Here is a 23,948-nt window from a genome sequence, read left to right as displayed (position 1 = left end):
AGCCCCCGCAGCCACTCAGGCCTTAAGCGTTCTGGCGACCTGGCCGATGGCACGCACCACATCGGTTGCGCCTTCGCGGATTTCAGCGATGACGCCGCCCGCCTCCTGAGCCAGCTGCACGCCCTGATCCGCGCGCTTCAGGTTCGATTCGATCCCCTTCAGCGCGCGGCTCGCCAGCACGTGGTTTTGCTGTATCCGGTTTTCGATGTCGGTAGTCGCGCGGTTGATGTTCGCCGCCAGCGTGCGCACTTCGTTTGCCACGACCGCAAAGCTGCGGCCATGGCTGCCCGCTCTTGCGGCCTCAATGGCGGCATTCAGTGCCAGCAGGTTGGTCTGATCGGCAATGCGCCGGATCCCTTCGACAATCGCGCCGATACGATCTGATGACTCGCTCAGGCCGGTAATGTCACCGGAGATGCCCTGCAGTTCCCCGGCCAGCGCATTCATGGTCTGAACGCTGCTGGCAATCACATCGGCACCCAGCCGTGTACTCTCATCCGTCTGCAGCGCGGTATGGTAAGCCTGCTGCGCCGCGTCATGCTCCTGCTGATTTTTTTCCACCTGAGCGGTGACATCCGTCGCGAATTTGACGATTTTGTAGAGCCGACCCTGTTCATCAAACACCGGGTTGTAGGTTGCGCGCAGCCAGATGGTCTCACCGGCTTTGTTGACGCGGGGAAACTGACCGGAGACAAATTCACCCCGGTTGAGCTGCTGCCAGAATTCGCTGTATTCCCGGCTGTCGCGCAGCGCCTGCGAGCAGAAGTGGCTGTGATGGATACCTTCGATCTCCTCCCGCCGGTAGCCCATGGTTTTCAGAAAGTTATCATTGGCTTTGAGCACCTCGCCCTTGAGGTTAAAGGCGATCACTGCCATAGAGCGCTCAATGGCGGTCGTGATAGCGCGCTGCTCCTGGGCGTCGTTGATATGGCCGGTAATGTCGGTGGCCAGCTTAACAATTTTGATCACCCGGCCATGTCGGTTCTGCACCGGGACATAGTTGGCTTCGAGCCACACAGGGCGGCTGTTTTTGGCTACGCGCAGAAACTTGTCGCTGAAGCTCTCTCCCCGGTTCAGTCGCCGCCAGAAATCCTGATAATCTTTCGACTGTAACTGCTCTGCGGTGCAGAACAGGCTGTGGTGCTGGCCTTCTATCTCTGCCAGCGTGTAGCCCATACGCGCCAGAAACAGCGTGTTGGCGCTGAGAATGGTGCCGTCAGGCGAAAATTCGATCATGGCGATAGATCCGTTAAGCGAGCTCAGCGTGGCTGCTGAGTGTGCGCGTTTCTGCCAGCTGTGACGTGCAGCGATTCCTGATGTAATGGTGGAAAACATAGCGATCCTTATTATTAGTGTGGGATTCGCCTTATTTATCGGCATCCGCGCGGCACAATGGAGTCTTTACCGGTCCGCTGACGACTATTTATCCTGACGACCGTCACGTTTTTGGTCTCAGGAGAGCGACAGCGGGAGGGTTGATGGAAAAGCGGGCAGTCGATCTGATTTTGGCGAAAAGCGTTTGACGCTGCCGGGCCGCTTTGGTTTAATGCGCCCCGTTGCCCGAATAGCTCAGTCGGTAGAGCAGGGGATTGAAAATCCCCGTGTCCCTGGTTCGATTCCGGGTTCGGGCACCATATTTAAAGAACCCGCCTCTGGCGGGTTTTTGCTTTTCAGAGCGAACCCGTTATCGAACGTTCGATACACGCGCCACCTCCCACCTCATAACCCTCCACTGTTTTGCCCGCGTTCCCTCACTCACCCGGCCACCCGCCAGAAAGATTTCACGGCGAAATCAATTCACCGTCTTGCCTCTGTGCTGTGATGCCAGTCTGCCACCGCCTGATATTCTGCCCAGCCTGCAATTGGCCGCGACTAATCGTGTTTTATACGCCTCTCTTTACAGAATCACTCTGACAGGCACAATACCCCTTTCTCAATCCTGTCTTACGGTCATGTCAGAAGAAGCGCTGCGTCAGCAGATACAGAACCTGAAAAAGCATAATGCGCGGCTGAAGCGTATAGCGCATGACGCCCGGACAAAACTCAATGCGGCGCTGGATGGCACCGGGCTGTTTCTGTGGCAACTGGACATTCCCAGCGGCAAGCTGGTGATCTTCAACCGGCGCTGGGGGGCCATGCTGGGCTTCCAGCCGAAAGAGACTGACGCCACGTTTGAATCCTGGAAAGAGAGCCTGCATCCCGATGATGCAGACGAGGTTTTACGCGCGTTTTACGACCATATTTCCGGGAAAGCACCCTACTACGAGGCCCTGCATCGCATGATCGCCAAAAACGGCAGCATCGCCTGGGTGCTGGATCGTGGCCGGGTCAGCGAGTGGAATGAAGCGGGGCAGCCGGTCAAAGTAATCGGCACGCATATCGACATGACCAAAGAGAAGCAATATGAAGAGCAGCTCGCGCTGCTGGCGCTGCACGATCCCCTGACATTACTCAACAATCGTCATGCACTGCAAAGCGCCTTCTGCGAACTCAAAGCGCAGGGACCGCTCTGTGTCGTCTTTATTGACCTGGATAACTTCAAGCACGTCAATGACACGCTGGGTCACCGCAGCGGTGACGAAGTACTCATTGAGCTGAGTCAGCGGCTGACGCAAAGTGTTCCGGAAGCGGTCATCACCGGCCGGCTCGGTGGAGATGAGTTTGTCCTGTTGCTGCCTTTTGCCATCATTCATCCGCAGGTCAGAGCGCTGGCCCATGCCTGCCTGGATGCCGTTCTGACGCCGTTTGAGATGGCAAACGGGCACGCCATAATCGGGGCTTCTGTGGGCGTATCCCAGGTGCAGGCCAGCGATGATTTCGACACCGCGCTGGCGCGCGCGGATGAAGCGATGTACCGCATCAAGAAAAACGGCAAACGCGGTGTGGCTTTTGATCCTGACATTACCCGACTACTGTGACCTGATATGCCCGGCTGTGCACGCTCTCCATCAGGCGTAACGGCACACCTCAACTGACTTCCTCTTTCCACACCTGATGGCTCTCCTGCCTGGGTCGCAGAGCGGCAGGAGCGATGCCAGCCTCCGCAGAAAACACTTTTTCGTACTATTCCGAAAACCTCACCTTTACTGTCAGCACGCTTACATTATACCGCTTCGCTTAGTCATTAATTTCAGGGCCGGATATGGCCCATGATTCTAATTAAAAATTTTATTAAATTGCGATAATTGATCATTTATTGATCAAATTCACCATTTTAAAGCGGCTGCAAATGATGCCCTGCGCTTCGCTTAATTCTGGCATCCAAAAAAGATGGCAGGAATTTATTTCGCGCTTCGCTTAGGGAAATTGATCGTTTGTTGATCAGCTTCACCACCTGATATTGAAGAAGTTATTCCTCAGCCGCTTCGCTTACCATTTTTTCAATTGGACATTTTTCGAAAAAGATCGATTAATAGGGCGCGGCGAATTTGGTTATAAAGTTTTGACACGCCGGTTCGCTTTTTTTGAATAGGAAAAGGCGATAGTTGAAATGCGTTATCAATCCGGATGAGGGCAGAGCTACCAATAAACCAGAGCGATGACGGATTTTTATTTAGCTCGCTTGATTGGTCCGATTTTCTGTCTACATTTAGATTGCTGAATCGGCCTGATGAAGCATTAACTGTGCAAATTCTGGTTTTTAATTTAAAGAGGAACACAGAATGACTCAATATCGTGGTGGGGCCGGAAACTTTGCGGCTGACAAAGAGCGTGCGGCTGAAGCCGGGCGCAAAGGCGGCCAGAAAAGCGGCGGGAACTTTAAGAATGATCCCGAGCGGGCTATTGAGGCAGGGCGCAAAGGAGGTAAGGTCAGTCGCCGCAGCTAAACTCTTAAACGCTGTCATCACAGCAGGTTAACAGGTCAGGCGGGCCGTACAGATTCTCTTTAATTTTCCCTGAAGATAATTACCCCCTGAATTATGTCGCTGCTTAATGACTGGCAGCAACAGATATCCTTAATTAAACCGGATGGGTTTACCTGTCCGGTTTTTTATTTCCGTTTCGTTAAAGCTATACGCTTTAATAAAATTATGTACAGATAAAGTTTTGCCTGGTGCATTTTTTATGCACATCATTCAGAAAATGTATACAGCGATTTATAACCTTGTACAAATTCCGGCGTGGTGAGCGAAGCCGTAACGTGGAAAATGCTTTTCAGCTAACATGCTGCTGCAAAAAGGAAAATGCATTTTACATGCCACTTTTGTCTCAAATTCATACTGCCGGAGCGTGCGATATTAAGAATCTCCACTAGACTTTCCAGGTGTCAACGATATGACTGGCGTTGCGTTATTACCGACGCAGCTTTTCAATCAATGAGGCTATCTTATGACAGTGAAAACGTTAAACGATCTGTTCATCCATGACTTATCCGATGTATACAGCGCTGAGAAACAGATAACCCGTGCATTGCCTAAAATGGCGCGTGCTGCCAGTGACGAAACGCTTGTTGCTGCGTTTAATCAACACCTGGAAGAGACCCGGGTGCAGATTGAACGCCTCGACGAACTGGTAGAGGTAACACCTGAAGTTAAAATTAAACGTATGAAATGCCATGCGCTTGAAGGTCTGGTTGAGGAAGCGCAGGAGATCATCGACTCGGTCGAGAAGGGAGAAGTCCGCGATCAGGGGCTGATCGGGGCAGCGCAGAAAGTTGAGCACTATGAGATTGCGACTTACGGCACCCTGCATGCGCTGGCGTTAAAGCTGGGCTACACCAAAGCCGCCGGGCTGCTGGAAGCGACACTGAATGAAGAGAAACAAACGGATGAAAAGCTGACCTCAGTCGCTGAGTCGATTACCGTCTCTTAAGGAGTGACACATGACTGCAATTGAGCATTATCATGACTGGCTGCGCGATGCGCATGCCATGGAAAAACAAGCGGAAAGCATGCTGAGCAAAATGTCGGGCCGTCTTGAACATTATCCGGCGCTGGAACAGCGCCTGGCCCAGCATCTGGACGAGACAAAACATCAGCTGACATTGCTGGAACAGCTGCTCGACAGCCACGGTATCGATCACTCCGTGATGAAAGATGCGATGGGCAAAATGGCGGCTACCGGCCAGGCCGTGGGCGGCATGTTTAACTCTGATGAAGTGGTGAAAGGCGCCATCAGCGGCTATGTGTTTGAGAATGCCGAGATCGCCAGCTACACCAGCCTGATTGCGGCGGCAGAACAGGTAGGGGATACCCAGGGTGTAGGGATCCTCAGCGAAATCCGTGACCAGGAAGTGGCAATGGCGGAGTGGCTGTTGCAGCATCTGCCTGAAGTGACGCAGCAGTTCCTGCAGCGGGCGTCACAGCCAGGCACGGAAGCGAAGAAATAGCGCAGAACAGTCTGCATAAAAAAGCCGGGATACCCCGGCTTTTTTGCGTCAATGCTGTTCTGTGTGTCAGTCTGCCATCAGATGACCATACATCGTCATCAACTTGCGGGTTACGCCGTTGGTCCAGCCAAAGCCATCCTGTAACGGATATTCACCGCCGCCACCCGGACGGGCGCGATCGCCGCTGATGTCATATTTCTCGACCAGCTTATGGTGCAGCTGATAAAAGTTGTTGACCGTGTTGAGCCAGTTAACCGCCACTTCACTCGCCAGCGTCTCTTCGCCATAGTTATTCAGGCCAACCACGGCCATCCACTGCATCGGCGCCCAGCCGTTTGGACGGTCCCACTGCTCGCCGCTTTCAACCATAGAGGTCAGCAGACCGCCGTTGCTCAGCAGCAGATGGCGCAGCGAGATCGCCTGCAGATGTGCCTGATGCGGTGTAGCCAGCCCGACAAACAGCGGCACGACTGACGCCACCGTAAAGGCCCCGAAACGCTCACGCCGCCAGTCATAGTCGCGGAAAACGCCTGCGGTGCTGTCCCACAGGTAGCGGGTGATGGCGCGTTTACGCGCTTCCGCTTTTTTCTGCCACGCCAGCGCCGTCAGCTCTTCGCCTTTGGCATGCGAAAGCGTGGCGATCATCAGTTCCAGCTTGTAGAGAAACGCGTTGAGATCGATCGGGATGAACTGCGTCGTCCGGATGCTCGACAGCCGTTTCGGGTTACGCAGCCAGCGCGAGGAGTAATCCCAGCCCGATTCCGCCCCGGCGCGCAGGTCGCGATAGACCTCGCTGGCCGGACGTTTAGATTCACGTGCGGTTTCCACATCTTCGCTCCAGGATTCATCACGCGGCGTATCGCGATCATCCCAGTAGCGGTTGAGCAGTGAGCCGTTTGGCATGCGCACCACATGACGATAGGCCTGGTTCGGCATCAGTGAACCGGCGCCGTCCATCCAGAACTGATACTCCTTCATCAGCTGTTCCTGATAGCGTTTGGCACCGCGCACGCCATCTTCTTCAAACAGCTCGACCATCAGGGCAAATACTGGCGGCTGAGAGCGGCTCAGGTAATATGTGCGGTTGCCGTTAGGCACATGACCGTAGTTATCGATCAGCCACGCAAAGTTGTCCGCCATATGACGCAGCAGGTCGTCGCGGCCCGATTCTGCCAGGCCGAGCATCGTAAAGTAGGAGTCCCAGTAGTAGGTTTCACCAAAGCGTCCGCCGGGGACTACGTAGGGTTTAGGCAGCGGCAGCAGCGATGAGTGCGGCATATGCTGCTGCGGCATTTTGGTCAGAACCGGCCACAGGTCATCGATATGCTCGTTGAGCGTTTTATCCGGGTTGGAGACATAGAAGCTTTCATTTACGCCAGGCAGATAAAAGTGATCGGCGACAAAACGCGACAGGTCGAAGTCACTGCTGCGTTTCTGGCGACGATAGCGCATCAGCACATCCAGCGGATCGTACTTTGGCGAACAGTCGGGAAAGGTTTTGCTGTCCTCGAAAATTCGTGACATCTGGACATGCTCAAACAATTCCAGATAACGATCGGCAGGCGTGAGCGCATCCGGCGCCGGTAGGCCTTCGATCAGCTCCGGTTCCGGTTCAGAATCCTGCATGCGATCCAGTTTCAGTTCATGGGGATCGTATTGATACTCAACTTCCGCCCCGGCACGAACCTCTTCAAGTGCATTTTGTTGCTGGCGATAAGTATTAATAGCGGCCTCCTGAGCGGTCATGGTTGCACAAAGGACAAATTATAGACCTCTCAATCTGCGGAACAACAATGCAGATTGCCTATGAACGTAATAAAAATTGTCTATTAATTGAGGTTTTTGAATAAATTCCAGACAATTCAACCAAATATGCTGCTGTTCACAAAAAACGCATTTCAGATGAATCTCTTAGGTAACTAAAGAAAAAAATTTTAGCTGAAGAAAACAGGCGTCTGTTTACATTTTGTAAAGAAACCAGAGGCCCTGGCAGGGTGCAAAAAGTGGCATACCCAACGGAAGAAGGAGGGAAACGGGCAGGGAGCGGAGCAGGCTGTCCGCTCCCTGCCATCCACACTACTGTTTCGCCAGCGTCGCGGCAATCACCGCCTGCCAGGTGGTCGTCGGGCGACCGATTAGCTGACTCAGCTGGCGGGAATCATCAAACAGGCCGCCTTTCTCTGCGCCAGCGTCGGAATCCGCCAGCATCTCCGCCAGGCCGTCTGGCAGACCGGCGTTTTTCAGCGCTGCGGCGAAGTCACTTTGTGAGAGATTAACGTAATCGACCTTCTCGCCGCTCTGGGCGGCAATCTCCGCAGCGAACTGCGCCAGGGTGTAGCTCTCATCACCGGCCAGTTCGTAAACCTTACCGGCCTGATCGTCACGGCTCATGACTTCTGCCGCCGCTTCCGCATAATCCTGACGGGCTGCCGAGGCGATACGGCCTTCGCCTGCCGCACCGATAAAAGCGTGGTGCGCCAGTGACGGAGGAATGCTGGCAGCATAGTTCTCGCTGTACCAGCCGTTGCGCAGCAGCGCAAAGGGGATGCCAGAGGCCTGCAGCAGCGCCTCGGTCGCGCGGTGCTCAACCGCTAACCCCAGCGGTGAGCTGTCGGCATGCAACAGACTGGTGTAAGCGATAAAACCCACACCCGCCGCCTGCGCCGCCTCAATAACGGCTTTGTGCTGCGCTTCACGCTGGCCCACTTCACTGCCGGAGATCAGCAGCAGCTTATCCACGCCCGAAAACGCGGCCCTGAGGGTCTCTGGCTTACTGTAGTCAGCCTCACGGACAGTGACACCCTGCGCCGCAAGATCCGCCGCTCTGGCGGGCGTACGCACCGCAGCGATGATCTCTCCCGCCGGGACTTTTTTCAGTAAGGCATCAATCACGAACCGGCCCAACTGGCCGGTAGCTCCTGTTACGGCAATCATGTTATCTCTCCTGTGACGGTTGGTGAAAATCAGACTACGGGATAGACTAATTTTTAGTAAGTACTTACAGAATTGTTAGTTTGAACGGAGCGGAGTAAATGTCTGAAAAACTGAGTGAAAGATTTAGCCGGGGTGAGCTGCTTAACGTCAACTGCCCGTCCCGTGACGTGCTGAAGCGCGTGACCAGCCGCTGGAGTGTGCTGATCCTGTTAGCGCTGCAGGGCCAGACGCTGCGCTTCAGTGCGCTGCGCCGGACGGTGGGTGGCGTCAGTGAGCGGATGCTGGCGCAGAACCTGCGCTATCTGGAAGAGGATGGCTTTGTGCAGCGTATCGCCTATGACGTGGTGCCGCCGCATGTGGAATATTGCCTGACTCCGCTGGGTCGCGAAGTCGGTGAGCAGGTTGTCGGGCTGGCTGACTGGCTGGAGCTGAACGTGAGCCGGATTCTGGCGCAGCGCGAAAAATCCGCCGCAGAGTAGTTCTCCTCTGTTTTCCGGCCTCCGTCTTCACGCGACGACTCACTCTTCAGGCGCTCGCGCAGTTCTCCGGCTGCATCCGCTGTGACGGATTCTCTTCGATGCCAAAACGGCAGAGCGCAACGGCGGCACAAATAACCCCAGCGGCCCGTTGCCGCTTATTAAACCGTTTTTTCTCGCGCGGGTCCGGAATAATCGTCGGCCTGCGTGTGACGTTTAATTCAGCTCTGCTTTTTGACTCATTTTATTAACATTTACAGCTGCGCTTAAATCGCTTTCTTCCCGGTTTTTCTATGCGGTTTTAATGGCGGTATTAGCAGGGTTATGCGAAAAAGCAAACAAAGCGGCAGAGATAAAAGCTTGCGGTTTTAACCTGTTAAAAAACCAAGCGATTTAATTTTCCCTATCTCATTTTTGACCTTTACCTGAGTGGGGTTTATAACAAAATAGTGTCTGAAAACAGGCTGTTGAAGGCCTTTTTCATGCAGGCCTGACTCAGGCCAGACTCTCTTTTTACGGGTGGTGTTACTGTAACATTAGCGACACATAAGTGCGCTTAAATTAACCTTTAAACCTTATTTTTAAATAAGTAATTCCTGCTAAAAACAATGATCAGAATCAACAAATACTGTTATAGTTTTCATTCATCCCACTGTTTCTGTTTCCGCGTCGCAAATAGTTTTAAATTTGCGGCGGGAATTTCAATAAGCGCAGAGAAACCCGCGCATCAGGCTTAAGTTGTTAATTATAAGTAAATACATGGTGTTCTATGTGGCAAAGAGGTAAGCAATGTTCGGATTAGATGCCTTTCATCTGGCCAGGATTCAGTTCGCATTTACTGTGTCCTTCCATATTATCTTTCCCGCCATCACTATCGGTCTCGCCAGTTTCCTGGCCGTACTCGAAGGTATGTGGCTCAAAACCCGCGATCAGTCTTATCGCGATCTCTACCATTTCTGGTCCAAAATCTTTGCCGTTAACTTCGGTATGGGTGTGGTCTCAGGGCTGGTTATGGCGTATCAGTTCGGGACTAACTGGAGTGGCTTCTCGGCTTTTGCCGGGAGTATCACCGGCCCGCTGCTGACCTATGAGGTGCTGACGGCGTTCTTCCTGGAAGCGGGTTTCCTGGGCGTGATGCTGTTTGGCTGGAATCGCGTGGGGCCGGGTCTGCACTTCTTTGCCACCTGTATGGTTGCCCTCGGAACACTGATTTCAACCTTCTGGATCCTCGCCTCTAACAGCTGGATGCATACGCCACAGGGCTACATCATTCAGAATGGCATCGTGGTTCCGCAGGACTGGTTCAAAATCGTCTTTAACCCCTCTTTCCCTTACCGGCTGTTCCATATGTCGGTGGCGGCATTCCTCGCGAGCGCGTTTTTCGTGGGATCGTCGGCGGCCTGGCATCTGCTGAAGGGCAACAATAATCCGGCTATCCGCCGTATGTTCTCGATGGCGCTGTGGATGGCACTGATTGTCGCGCCCATTCAGGCGATGATCGGTGATGCGCACGGCCTGAACACGCTGGAACATCAGCCTGCCAAAATTGCAGCGATTGAAGGGCACTGGGAAAACCCGCCGGGTGAAGCCACACCGCTGATCCTGTTCGGTATTCCCGATATGGAGCAGGAGCGGACGAAGTATGCGCTGGAGGTGCCGTACCTCGGCAGTCTGATCCTGACGCACAGCCTGGACAAGCAGGTTCCGGCGCTGAAGTCGTTCCCGAAAGAGGACCGTCCCAACTCAACCGTCATTTTCTGGTCCTTCCGCGTGATGGTGGCGCTGGGCCTGCTGATGATTACGCTGGGCGTGGTCAGCCTCTGGCTGCGTTTCAAAGGACGTCTCTATGAGTCGCGTCCTTTCCTGTGGTTTGCGCTGCTGATGGGGCCATCGGGTCTGATTGCGATTCTGGCTGGCTGGTTCACCACCGAAATTGGTCGTCAGCCGTGGGTGGTTTATGGCGTGCAGCGCACCATCGATGCGGTGTCGGCGCATGGTGACATTCACATGAGCATCAGTCTGCTGGCCTTTATTCTGGTCTACAGCTCGGTGTTTGGCGTGGGCTACCACTACATGATGCGTCTGATTAAGCAGGGACCGGTTACTGGCGAAGGTCATATCACCGAAGAGGGTGGACCCGGTCAGAAGAAAACGCCGGCGCGTCCGCTTTCGGCTGCCACCTTTAAGGATGGAGACCACTAAGATGATCGATTTTTCTATTATCTGGTTTGTGATTATCGTCTTCGCAACCCTGATGTATATCGTGATGGATGGCTTTGACCTGGGTATCGGTCTGCTCTTCCCGTTCAATAAAGATGCCGGTGAGCGTGACATGATGGTGAATACCGTCGCGCCGGTCTGGGATGGTAATGAAACCTGGCTGGTGCTGGGCGGGGCAGGCCTCTACGGCGCGTTCCCGCTGGCCTACGCGGTGATTGCCGATGCGCTGACCATCCCGCTGACCGCCATGCTGATTGGTCTGATTTTCCGCGGCGTCGCCTTTGAATTCCGCTTCAAGGCGGTCGAAGGTCATCGCGCCTTCTGGGACAAATCATTTATTGCCGGTTCGATCATTGCGACCTTCAGTCAGGGTGTGGCCGTGGGCGCGTTGCTGGATGGCATTCCGGTTGAGGGACGCCGTTTCGCCGGTTCCGCCATGGACTGGCTGGCACCATTCCCGCTGTTCTGCGGCGTCGGTCTGGTAGTGGCCTACGCGCTGCTGGGCTGCACCTGGCTCATCATGAAGACCGAAAATGAGCTGCACCGCAAAATGTCCGCGCTGGCGACACCGCTGGTCATCGCCCTGTTAGTGGTTATCGGGATTGTCAGCCTGTGGACGCCGTTTGCCCATGGCGACATCGCGCATCGCTGGTTCAGTACGCCAAACCTCTTCCTGTTCCTGCCGGTTCCGGTACTGGTGCTGCTCTGCTCGTGGGGCATTGTGCGCGCCATCAAACGTGAAGCGCACTATTCTCCGTTCCTGCTGACGCTGGCGCTGATCTTCCTGGGCTTCTCCGGGCTGGGCATCAGCATCTGGCCAAATATTATTCCACCGTCAGTGACCATCTGGGCCGCCGCGGCACCCCCACAGAGTCAGGCCTTTATGCTGGTGGGTAGCCTGCTGATCATCCCGATGATCCTGGGCTACACCTTCTGGAGCTACTACGTGTTCCGTGGAAAAATCAAAGCAGACGCAGGATATCATTGATATGAAAAGTCTCAGCAGCATGAAAAGCCACAACGAAACGAAAGCTGGCAATGGCGCGAAAGCGCCCTGGTGGAAGCGCGTCATGTGGCTGGTGTTTATCTATGCCGCCAGCGTACTGGCGCTGGGTGTTGTTGCCTCTCTGTTCCGGATGATGATGACGGCGGCGGGGATGCGCAGCCATTAATTGTCCCGGTAACGGCGGTGGGTGCTGCTAACGCGCAGGCTCAGTGCGGCGCAGATTTTTTTAATCATCAGGAGGCTGGCGGGAGCCAGCCTTTTTTAGTTAGTAACCTAAGCAATTAATGCGAAATCGCCCCGCATGGGCGTGTTCGCCATACCCTTTCCTTACACCGATTCGCGATTTTTGTTATTCTTTTGTAACGAAATTCTCAGTCTTAACCCGCGTCGTAAATCGCCATCATGCTCAGCCAGGCCATCAAAAAACAGCACATTCACGACTTAGTCGAATGGATAGAAGCCAATCTTACCGACGACCTCAATATCGATCAGATCACCCTGAAATCGGGCTACTCCAAATGGCACATGCAGCGCATGTTCAAGGAGATGACCGGACAGACGCTGGCTGCCTATACCCGCAAACGGCGTCTGACAATGGCCGCCATGGCACTCCGGCTGACGCGCATGACGCTCATTGATATCGCCGTTCGCTTTGGCTTTGATAACCAGCAAAACTTCACCCGCGTATTCAAAGGGCACTTCTCGCTGACGCCCGGCGCGTTTCGCCGTTTTCCTCATCTGCCGGTTAAAAACTTTCACGGCCGTATACTGGCGCGTTCGCTGGATGAGCGCGCGACGCTGGTGGAGCGCGAGGAAGCACTGCCTCTCTGCGGTGAGACGCTGGAGTGGGAGTGTCAGTTCGGTAATTACATCGCCGACCGCGAACACCGGGTAGCCGACCAGGCGCGGCAGCTGGTGGCGCTGGCGGGCAGTCATGTGAAGCAGGGATGGTTAGGTTTTCAGTATGGTCCCGGCCACAGCTCGGCTGACCAGCAGAATATCAGCCTGTTTCAGGCGCTGGAGCCGCAGCATGCGGCGCTGCTGGGCGAGCATACCGTCAGCTGGCGCGAAGAGCGGGGCCTCTATGCGCGCATCCGCTGGAGCGGCAGGCCGGAGCAGCTGACGCGTTTTATTGAAGACATCTACTATCAGCATCTGCCCGGACTGGGCGTGTCACGCCGTCAGGGCAAAGATCTGCTGAGTCTCGATTTTACGCAATGTCAGCCCGACTGGCTGAGCGGCGTTTTTTCCATTCCGGTCACCCGGGCGTAGTCAGTGGAGCAGGGCATAGTGCCAGCGGCGTGCCGGATGCATCTTTCGTGCGGTGAACCGTGACAAACCGCACGATTTTATAAAATAACTCCCCGTTCTGGCGTAAAATTCTCCTCCGAAATTCTGCCGTACTTTAATCATCGTGCATCTGTAGCAGGGCTGGAACAATCATCTGCATTTCAGGCCGTTCACGGCCAGAACACAAACGAAGACACCTATGCGACGCTTAATAATCTCACTGATTCTGGCATTGCCCGTTATGGCAATGGCACAACAGGCTGAACCCTTCTCACCGCCAGCCGGACTGCACCCGCACTCTCAGAGCGCCGGTCATGAAATTGTGGGTGATGGTGAGCTGCCGGAACAGAACAGCAGTAATCACTGCTTCTCCGGATTCGGCGATACCCTGTAACTGTGAATGCGCGGCCAGCCCCGGCGGCGCAGACGTTGCCCGGCTCATCAGGAGCCGAACAGCCTGACCCCTCTCTGTTCACATCCGCTCTTCTCTGATTTGCCGCTGCCGCGTCTGACGCTTCGTTTTCGGGCCGTCTCTGCGGCGCGTCCGGCGAGGCCTGCTCTGCGGCTGACCTTTGTTCTTAACGCCTTTCCGCTCTCTGTTTAATCCAGGGCCTGCACTCATCGCGTCGCTATAAAATATATCTTAAACCGTCGGATCGCATTTTTCGTCATTGTGCTCAAGATATATCATCGCTTATCTTCTGGCTTCAGATGAGAATGATTGTTATTAACCAATCATCGCCAACCCTTTGAATAACGGGTATCTGTCCCGTTCCAGGAGAGACATTTTGCCAGCATCAACGAATCCGCGCGTGCCGCAGCGCGTCCGAAACGAACTGCGTTTCCGCCATATTCAGGTCGAAAGTAAAACTCAGATTGCCGGGCACTTCTGGCGCATCCGCTTCAGTGGCAGCGATCTGGCGGGCTTTACCTCGCCTGGCTTCGATGACCATATCAAGGTTTTCTTCCCGACGGCAGAAGGGGCCGAACTGGCGCTGCCGCAGATCACCGATGGAGCGATTGTCTGGCCCGAGGGCGAGCGTCCACCGGCCCGCGACTACACGCCGCTGGAATTTGATGGCGAGTCGTCACTGACGCTCGACTTCTATATTCATCAGCAGGGTGTCGCCAGTGACTGGGCAACCCAGGCGAAGCCGGGCGATCGGTTAGTGATCGGCGGGCCACGCGGTTCGCTGGTGGTGCCGACCGATTACGCCTTCCAGCTCTATGTCTGCGACGAAACCGGGCTGCCCGCCTTTTCACGTCGTCAGCGCGACGCCCGGGCGCAGGCCCTGCATCTCTACGCCTTTACCGATGAGGCAACGGGCCGTGACTACCTGCCGGACACCACCGGCGTGACGCTGAACTGGCTCGGCAGCGGTCAGATGCAGACCGCGCAGCTCAGCCAGCTGATTGCCCGGCTGGATCAGGTGACATTCCCGGCGGAGGATTACTTTATCTGGCTGACCGGTGAAGGTGAGTTTGTGAAGGCGCTCTGCGACTACTTCACGATGCAGCGCGGCATCAACAGTGACTTCGTGCGGGCGGTGGCCTACTGGCACCAGAAGTAACCGGCGCTGACAATTGAGTTTTGCCTGGCGGCAGACTACCATCAGGCTCCTTTTTTCGCAGGCCAGACTATGAAACAGCACCCCACGCCCTTTTCCGCTGACGACCCGAGTGCCCGCACAGGTGGTTGTGGCGGGCGGCGAAAACGCCGTGAAAAAATGCTGGAAGCGAGTGAGATTCGTCTGCTGATGCTGCATTTTCTGTCGCAGCATGCGGCGCACGGTTATGAGCTGATTAAGTCGGTTGAGGAGCTGTCAAAAGGGGAGTATACCCCCAGCCCGGGGATCATCTATCCCAACCTGACGCTGCTGGAGGAGATGGAGGCGATTGAGGTAGTGGATGCTCAGGCCACGCGCAAAGCGTATCGCCTGACGGCGGCTGGTAAGGCGCTGCTGGCAGATAACCGCGAAACGGTCTCCCGCCTGATCACGCGTCTCTCCACGCTGGCGATTCTGGTCAACAATCGCAGCATTCCCGCCGTCGAGCAGGCGATTTACGGACTGAAAGTCGCCCTGAACCAGCGGCTGGCGCAGGAAGATATCTCTGATGCCGCGTTGCAGACGCTGATTGCGGCCCTGCACGACGCGGCAGAGAAAATTACTCACAGCTGAGCCGGATAGCTTAGCCGATCTCCGTTTTGTTTTTATCGATGTGACCCAGCGTGCGATCCGGGAAACAGATGTCGCGCACCCGCTGTTTCAGCGTGGTCGCATCAGGAAACCCACCATCCCGCTTACGTTCCCACAGCAGATGCTCATCCAGCATGATCTCAAACACACCGCCGGTGCCGGGTTTCAGCGTCACCTCCGCCAGATCCTCAGCAAAGGTATGCAGAAGTTCCTGTGCCATCCACGCTGACCGCATCAGCCAGTTGCATTGCATACAGTAGTGAATAACTACCACAGGTTTTTGCGCCATAACTCTCTTCCTTACGTATTGATAAATGCCAGTGCATTCAGGTTAAAAAAGTGTGCGCTGTGGTTGTTTATGAACTCATAAAGCTATTTAAAACAGTATTTTAATTCAATTTTCTCGGGTCAGCGTCTCGCTCAATGTGCTGTTCTGCTTTTTTGCGGCTTTTATGCAGCGCCGTCTTTGGCATGTCAGCAAGCAAGTGAATACTAACAATTAATCAAAGGATTCGCTGCTCTGTTACCTCATTTTTGGCGAGGGAGGTAACGACGCTGGCGTAGCAGGTGCTCATCCGCGCCGCTATTTATCGCGGCTCTGAGAGAGATCACGACAGGAATAAACACCGATTTACGAAGGCTGGCGGACTACTCTCATCCTGTTTCGCAGCAGGACGCTTTGATCAACTGAAGGCCTGGTTTTCTGCCGGGCAATCTGACCGTTTCGCTTTAAAAACATTGCCTTGCGTCTATTTGTTCACGGATTTTGCGCTATACCTGGAGTTCCGGACTGACGATTAAGGAAACCATAATGGCAAAATCATTAGCGCAAACGGCTGAACAACTGGGCACACTTTTACTCTCTTCCGGACTGCATCTGGCGACCGCCGAATCCTGTACCGCCGGGCTCATCAGCATGACGCTGGCGGCGGTGGAAAGCAGCGGTGACTTCTACACCAGCGGATTCGTGACCTACAGCGATAACGCCAAAATTCGTCTGCTGGGTGTGCATCCCGCCACGCTGAAACAGCACACGGCGGTGAGCGAACAGACGGCGCGGGAGATGGTTCAGGGGGCCTGCGCACGCTCGGGTGAGCCGGTGGGATTGTCGATTACCGGCTATGCCGGACCGGATGGCGGTGAAGATGGAACCCCGGCAGGCACCATCTGGTTTGGCTGGGTCCTGCCCGACGGCCGGGATGAGGCGGAGTGCCACCAGTTCAGTGGCGATCCGAAATCGGTGATGGAGCAGGGCACGCAGTTCGCGCTGGAGGGACTTATCAGACGATTGCAGCAGAGCACGCTCTGAAGGCGCGAAGCGCGCCTTCAGAAGCCGTCAGCGGCAGTCGACAATCAGCCGGCCCTGCACTTTTCCGTCCAGCAGATCCTGCGCGCCCTGTTTCGCCTCACTCAGCGGGATAACCCGGCTCAGCCGGCTGAGCCGTTCGCCATCCAGCAGCTCACCCAGCCGCTGCCACGCCTGCTGGCGAAGCGTTGTCGGGCAGAGCACGCTGTCCACACCGGCAAGCGTGACGCCGCGCAGAATAAAGGGGGCGACGCTGGCAGGCAGGTCGAGACCCTGCGCCATACCGCAGGCGGCTACCGCGCCGTCCCGCCGGGTGGCGGCCAGCACGTTCGCCAGGGTGTGGCTGCCCACGCTGTCTATCGCGGCAGCCCAGCGCTCTTTTGCCAGCGGCTTGCCTGGCTGCGACAGTTCATCACGATCGATGACTGAGGCCGCCCCCAGGGTGTCGATCAGGTAGGCATGGTCGCTGGCGCGTCCGCTGGAGGCGATAACCTCATATCCCAGACGCGCCAGCAGGCTGACGCTGTAGCTGCCGACGCCGCCGCTGGCACCCGTCACCAGCACCGGCCCGTGGTCAGGTGTGATGCCCTGTTTCTCCAGCGCCATCACACAGAGCATCGCGGTCAGTCCCGCCGTGCCCATTGCCATCGTCTGCAGCGGAGTGAGAGAGGCGGGAACGCGCACCAGCCAGTCGCCGCTGACGCTGGCTTTCTGTGCCAGGCCGCCCCACTGTTTTTCGCCCACCCCCCAGCCTGTCAGCAGGGCCATATCTCCCTCTTTCCAGTCGGGATGGCGGCTGGCGGTGACCCGGCCCACAAAGTCGATACCCGGCACCATCGGGAACTGGCGCACAATCGGGCCTTTGTTGCAGATAGCCAGGGCATCTTTGTAGTTCAGGGATGAGTAGCTGACGTCGAGCGTGACATCGTGGTCGGGCAGTTGCGATTCGGGGAGATCTTTGAGCAGGGCGCGGTAACCCTGCTCGTCATTTTCAATGATCAGTGCCTTGAACATGCATCCTCCAGGAGTGTGATAGTGAGGATGAGTGTACGCCCGGCAGAGGCAATGCGGTAGGGCAAGGGTCAGGCCAGGGGGCAGTGAATCCCGCTCACGCGCATCGTCAGCCGCCGATCGCACTCTGCATAAATCTGCATATATTTCATATAATTAATCGTACTGTTAATTTTAATCTGTAAATTATCCATTAAAAACAGGGCGTTATCTTTTTTGTCGCCTGCCGGATAATTGCCTGGCTCGGGTTGTCCACGTAAAAAAAAGATGACATCATGACCGCCACTTTTTGGCCCTGTTTATACATCACAGAGGACGTCGCCATGTCCGGTTCACCGCGCACCCGCCCGGATTACCGTTCGCTCTTTCCGGCGCGCACCGGTTTTTCCTCTTTCCTGAACACGCTGCGGTTCCCCATGCGGTGAGGCCAGCCTGGCAGCGGCCGGTTATCTGCTCTTCAACGGCTGCACAATGCCTTCTGACGGTTTTCACTGACATTCTTCGCCGGGGCGCTGTCCCCATGATTGTGCCACGGGCACGTCCTCCCTGCCGTTAGGGACGCTTTATGACTCCACTGAAAATTGCTGCCAGCGCCGCTGTGGCGCCCAGTCTGACTCTGAACACCGCGCGCGACGTGGTGACGCTGGATAACACCGACTTTACCGATGTCGCGGCGGTTGTCGTCTCGCTGGCGGATACCCGCAGCGGCATACTGACACTGCTGCGTCATACCGGATTCGACCTGCCGGTATTTGTCGCCAACGCCTTTGAAGAGGAGGTGATGCACCTGCCAGGCGTCAGCGGGGAGCTGAATGGCGATCCGCAGGAGTGGATTGCGCTGGAGGCGGCCGCGCAGGCCTATGAAGCGGCGCTGCTGCCGCCCTTTTTTGAGACGCTCTCCCGCTATGTTGATATGCAGAACAGTACCTTTGCCTGTCCCGGTCATCAGGGCGGCGCGTTCTTCAGGAAACATCCGGCGGGTAAACAGTTCTATGACTTCTATGGCGAAAATGTTTTCCGCTCGGATATGTGTAATGCCGACGTCAAACTGGGCGATCTGCTGATCCACGAAGGATCGGCTAAAGATGCACAAAAGTATGCGGCAAAGGTGTTTAACGCCGACAAAACCTACTTTGTGCTCAACGGCACCTCAAGCGCCAATAAAGTGGTGACCAATGCGCTGCTGACCCGGGGCGATCTGGTGCTGTTTGACCGCAACAACCATAAGTCGAACCACCATGGCGCGCTGATCCAGGCGGGGGCCACGCCGGTTTATCTGGAGGCGGCACGCAATCCTTTCGGCTTTATTGGCGGCATTGATGCGCACTGCTTTGATGAGGCCTATCTGCGCGAGCAGATCGCGGCGGTTGCGCCCCAGCGCGCAGAAGAGGCGCGGCCTTTCCGTCTGGCGATCATCCAGCTGGGCACCTACGACGGCACGGTCTACAACGCGCGTCAGGTGGTGGATCGCATCGGTCATCTGTGTGATTACATCCTGTTTGATTCCGCATGGCTCGGCTATGAGCAGTTTATCCCGCTGATGGAAGGCTGCTCGCCGCTGACGTTAGAACTGAACGAGAACGATCCCGGCATTTTTGTCACGCAGTCGGTGCACAAGCAGCTGGCGGGTTTTTCACAGACCTCGCAGATCCACAAAAAAGATAATCACATTCGCGGACAGCGCCGCTTCTGTCCGCACAAACGGCTGAATAACGCCTTTATGCTGCACGCCTCAACCAGTCCGTTTTATCCGCTGTTTGCCGCGCTGGATATTAACGCCCGGATGCATCAGGGCGAGGCGGGGCGTCGCCTGTGGGATGAGTGCGTCACGCTGGGGATCGATGCGCGTAAAGCGATCCTGGAGCGTTGCGAAATGATCCTGCCATTTGTGCCGGAGCGCGTGGCCGGGCAGCGCTGGCAGGATGCGCCCACGGAGACGATCGCCCGCGATCTGCGCTACTTCAGCTTCGAACCACAGGAAAAGTGGCACGGTTTTGCCGGTTATGCGCGCGATCAGTATCGGGTCGATCCCTGCAAGCTGCTGCTGACCACGCCGGGGATCGATGCCGCCAGCGGGGAGTACAGTGATTTCGGGATCCCGGCCACGATTCTGGCGAACTATCTGCGCGAAAACGGCATTGTGCCGGAGAAGTGCGACCTCAACTCGATCCTGTTCCTGCTGACGCCAGCAGAGAGCCCGGAGAAGATGGCGAATCTGGTGGCGATGCTGGCGCAGTTCGAGCAGCACGTCAGGGATGATGCACCGCTGGCCGAAGTGCTGCCGACGATCTACCGTAAAAACGCGCAACGCTATGCCGGTTACACTCTGCGTCGCCTCTGTCAGGAGATGCACGATCTTTACGTCAGTCACAATGTGAAGGATCTGCAGCGTCTGATGTTCCGCGCCGCGGAGTTCCCGCCGGTCAGGGTGAATCCGCAGGATGCCCATCAGGCGTATATTCGCGGTGAGGTCGAGCTGGTGCCAATAGCCGAGGCCGCAGGACGGATTGCCGCCGAGGGCGCGCTGCCTTATCCGCCGGGTGTGCTCTGCGTGGTGCCGGGAGAGATCTGGGGCGGCGCGGTGCAGCGCTACTTCCTGGCCCTGGAAGAGGGGCTGAACCTGCTGCCAGGCTTCTCGCCAGAGCTGCAGGGCGTTTACACCGAAGAGGATGAGCAGGGACGTAAGTATCTGGTGGCCAATATGATGGTGAGGGGGTAGTTTCGCTGCGCGAAGGGGCTATGAGATTCTCTCGCCTGCCAGGCGGTGGGCTGGCTCTGAGAAGGTTTCGCCCGCCAGGCGTGAGGGAGTTATCACCTGGCGGTGAGCTGCTCTGAGAGGGTTTCGCCCGCCAGGCGTGAGGGAGTTAGTACCTGGCGGTGGGCTGGCTCTGAGAAGGTTTCGCCCGCCAGGCGTGGGGGAGTTTCAGTTCCCCCGTGCAGGCGGACGCGTCAAGGGGCGGACGCCCGCCCCTTAACAATCCCGGCGTCCGGCAGCCTTTGCGCCCCGCGTTGCGGGGTGCCTTCGTCACGCCCTGCGGCCAACGGACCGTCCGGACTCGCCATCCCTGGCTCGTGCCGTCCTCTCGCCGACGTCCTGTCGGCTCATCCTGGCCTCCGGTTGCTCCTCAGCGCGCCGGATGCCTCTCCCACACCCTCGCCTTTGAAATCTTATGTTTTCCGGGATGCAGAGCTATCTGCTGGCCTGAAAGCGCAAGGCTCCTACACAATTCTCACCGCAATAAGAGAGCCACATAAAAAGAAGAGATAACAGCGGGGAGGGAGGCCGTCTGAGCCGCTGAGCGGATGAGGGATTTCAGGACGAGCGACAGGGATGTCGCGAAGAGGCGGGTTCGCGCCAGGGATGGCGCGTCCTGCCGGTCCGTGAGAAATCCGGAAGAAGCGAAGGGACCGCGGAGCGGCGGTGAAGCAGGCCGGAGCCCGGGGTCAAGGGGGCGCGGCGACTGGCGCCCCCTTGTCGGTCGCCTGCAGAGGCGAAACTGAAACTACCGGACTCCACCGGCGAACGAAACCTGCTCAGACTCCGCCCGCGCAGCAACCCCCCTCGCTTCAGCGGCTCCAGTCAGAACCCCCGATAACTCCGCTGTGCGGTACTCACCTTATACAGATAACGGCGCGACTCCGCCGACGGATGCTGGCTGGTCAGGATCTGATAGACCCTGTTCGGCGGCAGGTCGTTAATCATCGCGAATGCCCGATCTTTATCGCTGGAGAAGACGCGCAGAACACTGCCTGCACCACCGTTGTAGGCGGTGATCACCGCATAGCGGCGGGACAGCGGATCCTGAATGCCGCCCAGATAGCTGCGCTGCAACAGCGACAGATAGGCGGTGCCCGCATCGATATTGTTCTCCGGGTCCAGCAGATAGCTGCGGCTTGGCTTGCCCCATTTCCCCTTCATGCGGAACACGTCAACACCGGCGGTGTGCTGCACCACCTGCATCAGGCCCAGTGCATCGGAGTGGCTCACGGCGTAGGGGTTAAAGCTCGATTCGGTCTGCATAATCGCCAGAATCAGTGACGCATCCACACCATACTGTTCGGCGGCTTTGCGCACCATCGGCAGATATTTGTGGGCACGCTTATCCAGGTGGTTCGGCACCATCGGAATTGTAATGGTGTAAATCACATGCAGACCCGACGTGCGGCGCTGCAGTTTGTGCTGGATCAGATAGTCAGCAAAGGCTTCAGCGCGGCCCTGCCAGCGGATCGGCTGCCCGGTGTTATCCAGCACCTGACCATAGAGCAGTGGCTCTTTACTGATCACGATATCGTTGGCATCGGAGTAGAGATCGACATTCCCCGGATCGTCGCCAATCAGCAGGGTGGTTACGATCGCCTGACGCAGGCTGGCCATGGGATCGGTGCCCGAAATCGTCTCGATAGTCAGCTTACCGCTTTCAAAGTTGATGTGGCTGCGGGTGTAATAGTTGTCGCTGTATTTGACGTAATCTTTGGGTCCGGCGATCAGGACCTCATTGATACCCCAGATATTCTCAATATTGTGAGCAAACTGCCCCATCAGAATATCAAAGCCGTTAGTGTCTTTTACCCACTCTTCGTGGAACTGCTGTTTTTTCGACCCGGAACAGGAAACCAAAAGTGGTGCTATCACCAGCAGGGCGATTAATTTTTTATTCATTGGGAATGCAAGCCTGACCTGGATAACCGGCCCCAGCGATGAGGCCCGAAAATTTACGCTTCTGGCGGTGTATAGCCTTCGATGTGAACGTCTTTGCCTTCGAACAGGAAGTTGACCATCTCCTTCTCCAGGACTTTACGATCCTCAGGATTCATCATGTTGAGCTTCTTCTCGTTGATCAACATGGTCTGCTTCGCCATCCACTTCTGCCAGGCTTCTTTCGAGATCTCGTTGTAAATGCGCTTACCCAAATCGCCCGGATAGAGCTGAAAATCCTGTCCTTCCGCGTCGCGCTGTAAAAACGTACAAAAGATGGTGCGGCTCATTCTTCTTCCTCATTAATCTCACAACTGTCCAAAGCCAGTTGTCGGGGATGGCGCAGCTCGTGCAGCAGGCGCTCAACGGGTGCAGCTAATCCCACAGATGGTGGCAGCGCTAAGTTATACCAGAGACCGCCTGCTTCATCCATCGCCGCCCCGACAGAAGGCCATGCCAGCCACATTGGCACAATATCGAGATGGAAATGGCTGAAGGTGTGACGAAAGGCCGTCATCTGCTGCGGTCTGGCGTGGATGCCGCGCGCCGCCAGCCAGTCGTTCAGCGCCGCTTCGGTGGTGAACTGCGGGAAGCAGAACAGCCCTCCCCATAAACCCACCGGGGGACGCTGCTCCAGCCAGACATCATCGCCATCCTGAATCATCAGGAACCAGCCACTGCGCTCCGGCAGCACCTGTTTAGGCTTCTTACCGGGATAGCTGGCCCAGCTGCTGCTGGCATAGGCTTCACAGCCGCTGTTCAGCGGGCAGATTTCGCACTTCGGTTTCGAGCGGGTGCAGACCAGCGCGCCCAGATCCATCATCGCCTGGTTAAACTGGCTGACACCTGCAGCAGGAGTGACCTCTTCGCTGATCTGCCAGAGCCGCTTCTCGACCTCTTTTTTGCCCGGCCAGCCGCTGACGGCATAACAGCGGGCCAGCACGCGCTTGACGTTGCCATCCAGAATCGGGAAGTGCTGTCCCAGTGACAGCGACAGGATCGCCCCCGCCGTCGATCGGCCTACGCCGGGCAGGGCAGAGACATCATCGAAATTCACAGGGAACTCGCCCTGATGAACATCGACAATCTGTTTTGCCGCCTTGTGCAGGTTACGCGCACGGGCGTAGTAGCCGAGGCCGGTCCAGAGATGCAGAACCTCATCCAGCGGTGCCGCCGCCAGATCGCTGACCGTGGGGAAGCGCGCCATAAAGCGTTCGAAGTAGGGAATAACCGTGGCAACCTGGGTCTGCTGTAACATCACTTCAGACAGCCACACCTTGTAAGGTGTTTTCTCCAGCTGCCAGGGCAGGGTTTTGCGGCCAAAGCGCTGATACCAGTCCAGCACCTGTTGCGCGAACTGCGGCGCTTGCATCATAAGAAGGAAAATTTCCGTGTTTACTCTACACTCAGGCAGGAATTCCAGCACATGCGCACCTGGGTGTAAACCGGAAGATTGCAAAGGCTTGCTTCTGCTTATGAACT

General features: G+C 56.2%; 22 protein-coding genes and 1 tRNA gene. 15 read left to right on the top strand and 8 right to left on the bottom strand.

The features are described from left to right. Positions 1 to 15: 15 nt before the first annotated feature. The gene (locus HFD92_RS15190) at positions 16 to 1,335 is read right to left on the bottom strand and encodes a PAS domain-containing methyl-accepting chemotaxis protein (RefSeq protein WP_167429196.1); all 1,320 of its coding nucleotides are present in this window, start codon (positions 1,333 to 1,335) and stop codon (positions 16 to 18) included. A gap of 223 nt (positions 1,336 to 1,558) precedes the next feature. Between HFD92_RS15190 and HFD92_RS15185 the strand changes: the two genes are divergently transcribed. From HFD92_RS15185 to HFD92_RS15165, 5 genes are all read left to right on the top strand, one after another. Continuing rightward, positions 1,559 to 1,634: transfer RNA gene (locus HFD92_RS15185), tRNA-Phe, on the top strand. A 318-nt stretch (positions 1,635 to 1,952) separates the two neighbouring features. Continuing rightward, positions 1,953 to 2,918, top strand: a complete 966-nt coding sequence (locus HFD92_RS15180) for a sensor domain-containing diguanylate cyclase (protein WP_111208149.1) — start codon at positions 1,953 to 1,955, stop codon at positions 2,916 to 2,918. A 744-nt stretch (positions 2,919 to 3,662) separates the two neighbouring features. After that, the gene (locus HFD92_RS15175; protein WP_004571242.1) at positions 3,663 to 3,827 is read left to right on the top strand and encodes a general stress protein; all 165 of its coding nucleotides are present in this window, start codon (positions 3,663 to 3,665) and stop codon (positions 3,825 to 3,827) included. A 502-nt stretch (positions 3,828 to 4,329) separates the two neighbouring features. Continuing rightward, positions 4,330 to 4,812 (top strand): ferritin-like domain-containing protein, encoded by a 483-nt coding sequence (locus HFD92_RS15170; RefSeq protein ID WP_111208148.1) that lies wholly within the window; start codon positions 4,330 to 4,332, stop codon positions 4,810 to 4,812. Positions 4,813 to 4,822: 10 nt separating this feature from the next. Further along, positions 4,823 to 5,329 (top strand): ferritin-like domain-containing protein, encoded by a 507-nt coding sequence (locus HFD92_RS15165; RefSeq protein WP_111208147.1) that lies wholly within the window; start codon positions 4,823 to 4,825, stop codon positions 5,327 to 5,329. Between the two features lie 66 nt (positions 5,330 to 5,395). Here HFD92_RS15165 and treF read toward each other — a convergent pair whose 3' ends face one another. Next, positions 5,396 to 7,075: an alpha,alpha-trehalase TreF gene (gene treF, locus HFD92_RS15160; RefSeq protein WP_009087184.1), complete on the bottom strand. Its 1,680-nt coding sequence runs from the start codon at positions 7,073 to 7,075 to the stop codon at positions 5,396 to 5,398. A 330-nt stretch (positions 7,076 to 7,405) separates the two neighbouring features. Then, complete coding sequence (locus HFD92_RS15155) at positions 7,406 to 8,263, bottom strand: SDR family oxidoreductase (RefSeq protein WP_167429195.1); 858 nt, start codon at positions 8,261 to 8,263, stop codon at positions 7,406 to 7,408. A 98-nt stretch (positions 8,264 to 8,361) separates the two neighbouring features. Here HFD92_RS15155 and HFD92_RS15150 point away from each other — a divergent pair, with 98 nt between their 5' ends. The 8 genes from HFD92_RS15150 (at position 8,362) to HFD92_RS15115 (ending at position 15,435) form a co-directional block, all read left to right on the top strand. Then, positions 8,362 to 8,742, top strand: a complete 381-nt coding sequence (locus tag HFD92_RS15150) for a helix-turn-helix domain-containing protein (protein ID WP_009087181.1) — start codon at positions 8,362 to 8,364, stop codon at positions 8,740 to 8,742. Between the two features lie 786 nt (positions 8,743 to 9,528). Next, positions 9,529 to 10,941 carry a cytochrome ubiquinol oxidase subunit I gene (locus HFD92_RS15145; RefSeq protein ID WP_009087179.1) on the top strand — a complete coding sequence of 471 codons (1,413 nt, stop codon included), beginning with the start codon at positions 9,529 to 9,531 and terminating at the stop codon, positions 10,939 to 10,941. A gap of 1 nt (position 10,942) precedes the next feature. Beyond that, a complete protein-coding gene (gene cydB / locus HFD92_RS15140) occupies positions 10,943 to 11,947 on the top strand; it encodes a cytochrome d ubiquinol oxidase subunit II (protein ID WP_009087177.1) in 1,005 nt (334 codons plus the stop codon). Between the two features lie 19 nt (positions 11,948 to 11,966). After that, positions 11,967 to 12,131: a DUF2474 domain-containing protein gene (locus tag HFD92_RS15135; RefSeq protein ID WP_370525229.1), complete on the top strand. Its 165-nt coding sequence runs from the start codon at positions 11,967 to 11,969 to the stop codon at positions 12,129 to 12,131. 236 nt (positions 12,132 to 12,367) lie between these two features. Next, positions 12,368 to 13,237, top strand: a complete 870-nt coding sequence (locus tag HFD92_RS15130; protein WP_058958113.1) for a helix-turn-helix domain-containing protein — start codon at positions 12,368 to 12,370, stop codon at positions 13,235 to 13,237. A gap of 217 nt (positions 13,238 to 13,454) precedes the next feature. Next, complete coding sequence (locus HFD92_RS15125) at positions 13,455 to 13,649, top strand: hypothetical protein (protein WP_033736052.1); 195 nt, start codon at positions 13,455 to 13,457, stop codon at positions 13,647 to 13,649. Positions 13,650 to 14,043: 394 nt separating this feature from the next. Beyond that, the gene (locus HFD92_RS15120) at positions 14,044 to 14,826 is read left to right on the top strand and encodes a siderophore-interacting protein (RefSeq protein WP_058958114.1); all 783 of its coding nucleotides are present in this window, start codon (positions 14,044 to 14,046) and stop codon (positions 14,824 to 14,826) included. A gap of 69 nt (positions 14,827 to 14,895) precedes the next feature. Beyond that, positions 14,896 to 15,435 (top strand): PadR family transcriptional regulator, encoded by a 540-nt coding sequence (locus HFD92_RS15115; protein WP_111208143.1) that lies wholly within the window; start codon positions 14,896 to 14,898, stop codon positions 15,433 to 15,435. A 10-nt stretch (positions 15,436 to 15,445) separates the two neighbouring features. Here HFD92_RS15115 and HFD92_RS15110 read toward each other — a convergent pair whose 3' ends face one another. After that, positions 15,446 to 15,742, bottom strand: a complete 297-nt coding sequence (locus HFD92_RS15110) for a SelT/SelW/SelH family protein (protein WP_009087166.1) — start codon at positions 15,740 to 15,742, stop codon at positions 15,446 to 15,448. Between the two features lie 522 nt (positions 15,743 to 16,264). Between HFD92_RS15110 and HFD92_RS15105 the strand changes: the two genes are divergently transcribed. Beyond that, positions 16,265 to 16,762 (top strand): CinA family protein, encoded by a 498-nt coding sequence (locus tag HFD92_RS15105; RefSeq protein WP_009087165.1) that lies wholly within the window; start codon positions 16,265 to 16,267, stop codon positions 16,760 to 16,762. Between the two features lie 27 nt (positions 16,763 to 16,789). On the opposite strand, the gene HFD92_RS15100 is transcribed toward HFD92_RS15105, so the two are convergent. Further along, on the bottom strand, positions 16,790 to 17,773 hold the full coding sequence (locus tag HFD92_RS15100; RefSeq protein ID WP_167429193.1) for an MDR family oxidoreductase: 984 nt from the start codon (positions 17,771 to 17,773) through the stop codon (positions 16,790 to 16,792). Positions 17,774 to 18,335: 562 nt separating this feature from the next. Here HFD92_RS15100 and HFD92_RS15095 point away from each other — a divergent pair. After that, positions 18,336 to 20,489 carry an ornithine decarboxylase gene (locus HFD92_RS15095; protein WP_046102516.1) on the top strand — a complete coding sequence of 718 codons (2,154 nt, stop codon included), beginning with the start codon at positions 18,336 to 18,338 and terminating at the stop codon, positions 20,487 to 20,489. 861 nt (positions 20,490 to 21,350) lie between these two features. Here the strand turns inward: HFD92_RS15095 and mltC are convergent. From mltC to mutY, 3 genes are read right to left on the bottom strand one after another with little or no spacing between them, the layout of a single operon-like run. Continuing rightward, positions 21,351 to 22,430: a membrane-bound lytic murein transglycosylase MltC gene (mltC, locus tag HFD92_RS15090; protein WP_009087159.1), complete on the bottom strand. Its 1,080-nt coding sequence runs from the start codon at positions 22,428 to 22,430 to the stop codon at positions 21,351 to 21,353. A 53-nt stretch (positions 22,431 to 22,483) separates the two neighbouring features. Continuing rightward, a complete protein-coding gene (locus HFD92_RS15085; protein ID WP_009087157.1) occupies positions 22,484 to 22,756 on the bottom strand; it encodes an oxidative damage protection protein in 273 nt (90 codons plus the stop codon). Then, on the bottom strand, positions 22,753 to 23,841 hold the full coding sequence (gene mutY / locus HFD92_RS15080; protein WP_009087156.1) for an A/G-specific adenine glycosylase: 1,089 nt from the start codon (positions 23,839 to 23,841) through the stop codon (positions 22,753 to 22,755). The genes HFD92_RS15085 and mutY overlap by 4 nt, the downstream gene beginning before the upstream one ends. Positions 23,842 to 23,948: the final 107 nt, after the last annotated feature.

The sequence above is a fragment of the Pantoea sp. EKM101V genome (genome assembly GCF_011800325.1).
In the GTDB taxonomy this organism is placed as follows: Bacteria; Pseudomonadota; Gammaproteobacteria; order Enterobacterales; family Enterobacteriaceae; genus Pantoea; species Pantoea anthophila.
The sequence above is the reverse complement of the archived record's forward strand: the minus strand, read 5'-3'. Positions and strand labels throughout refer to the sequence as shown.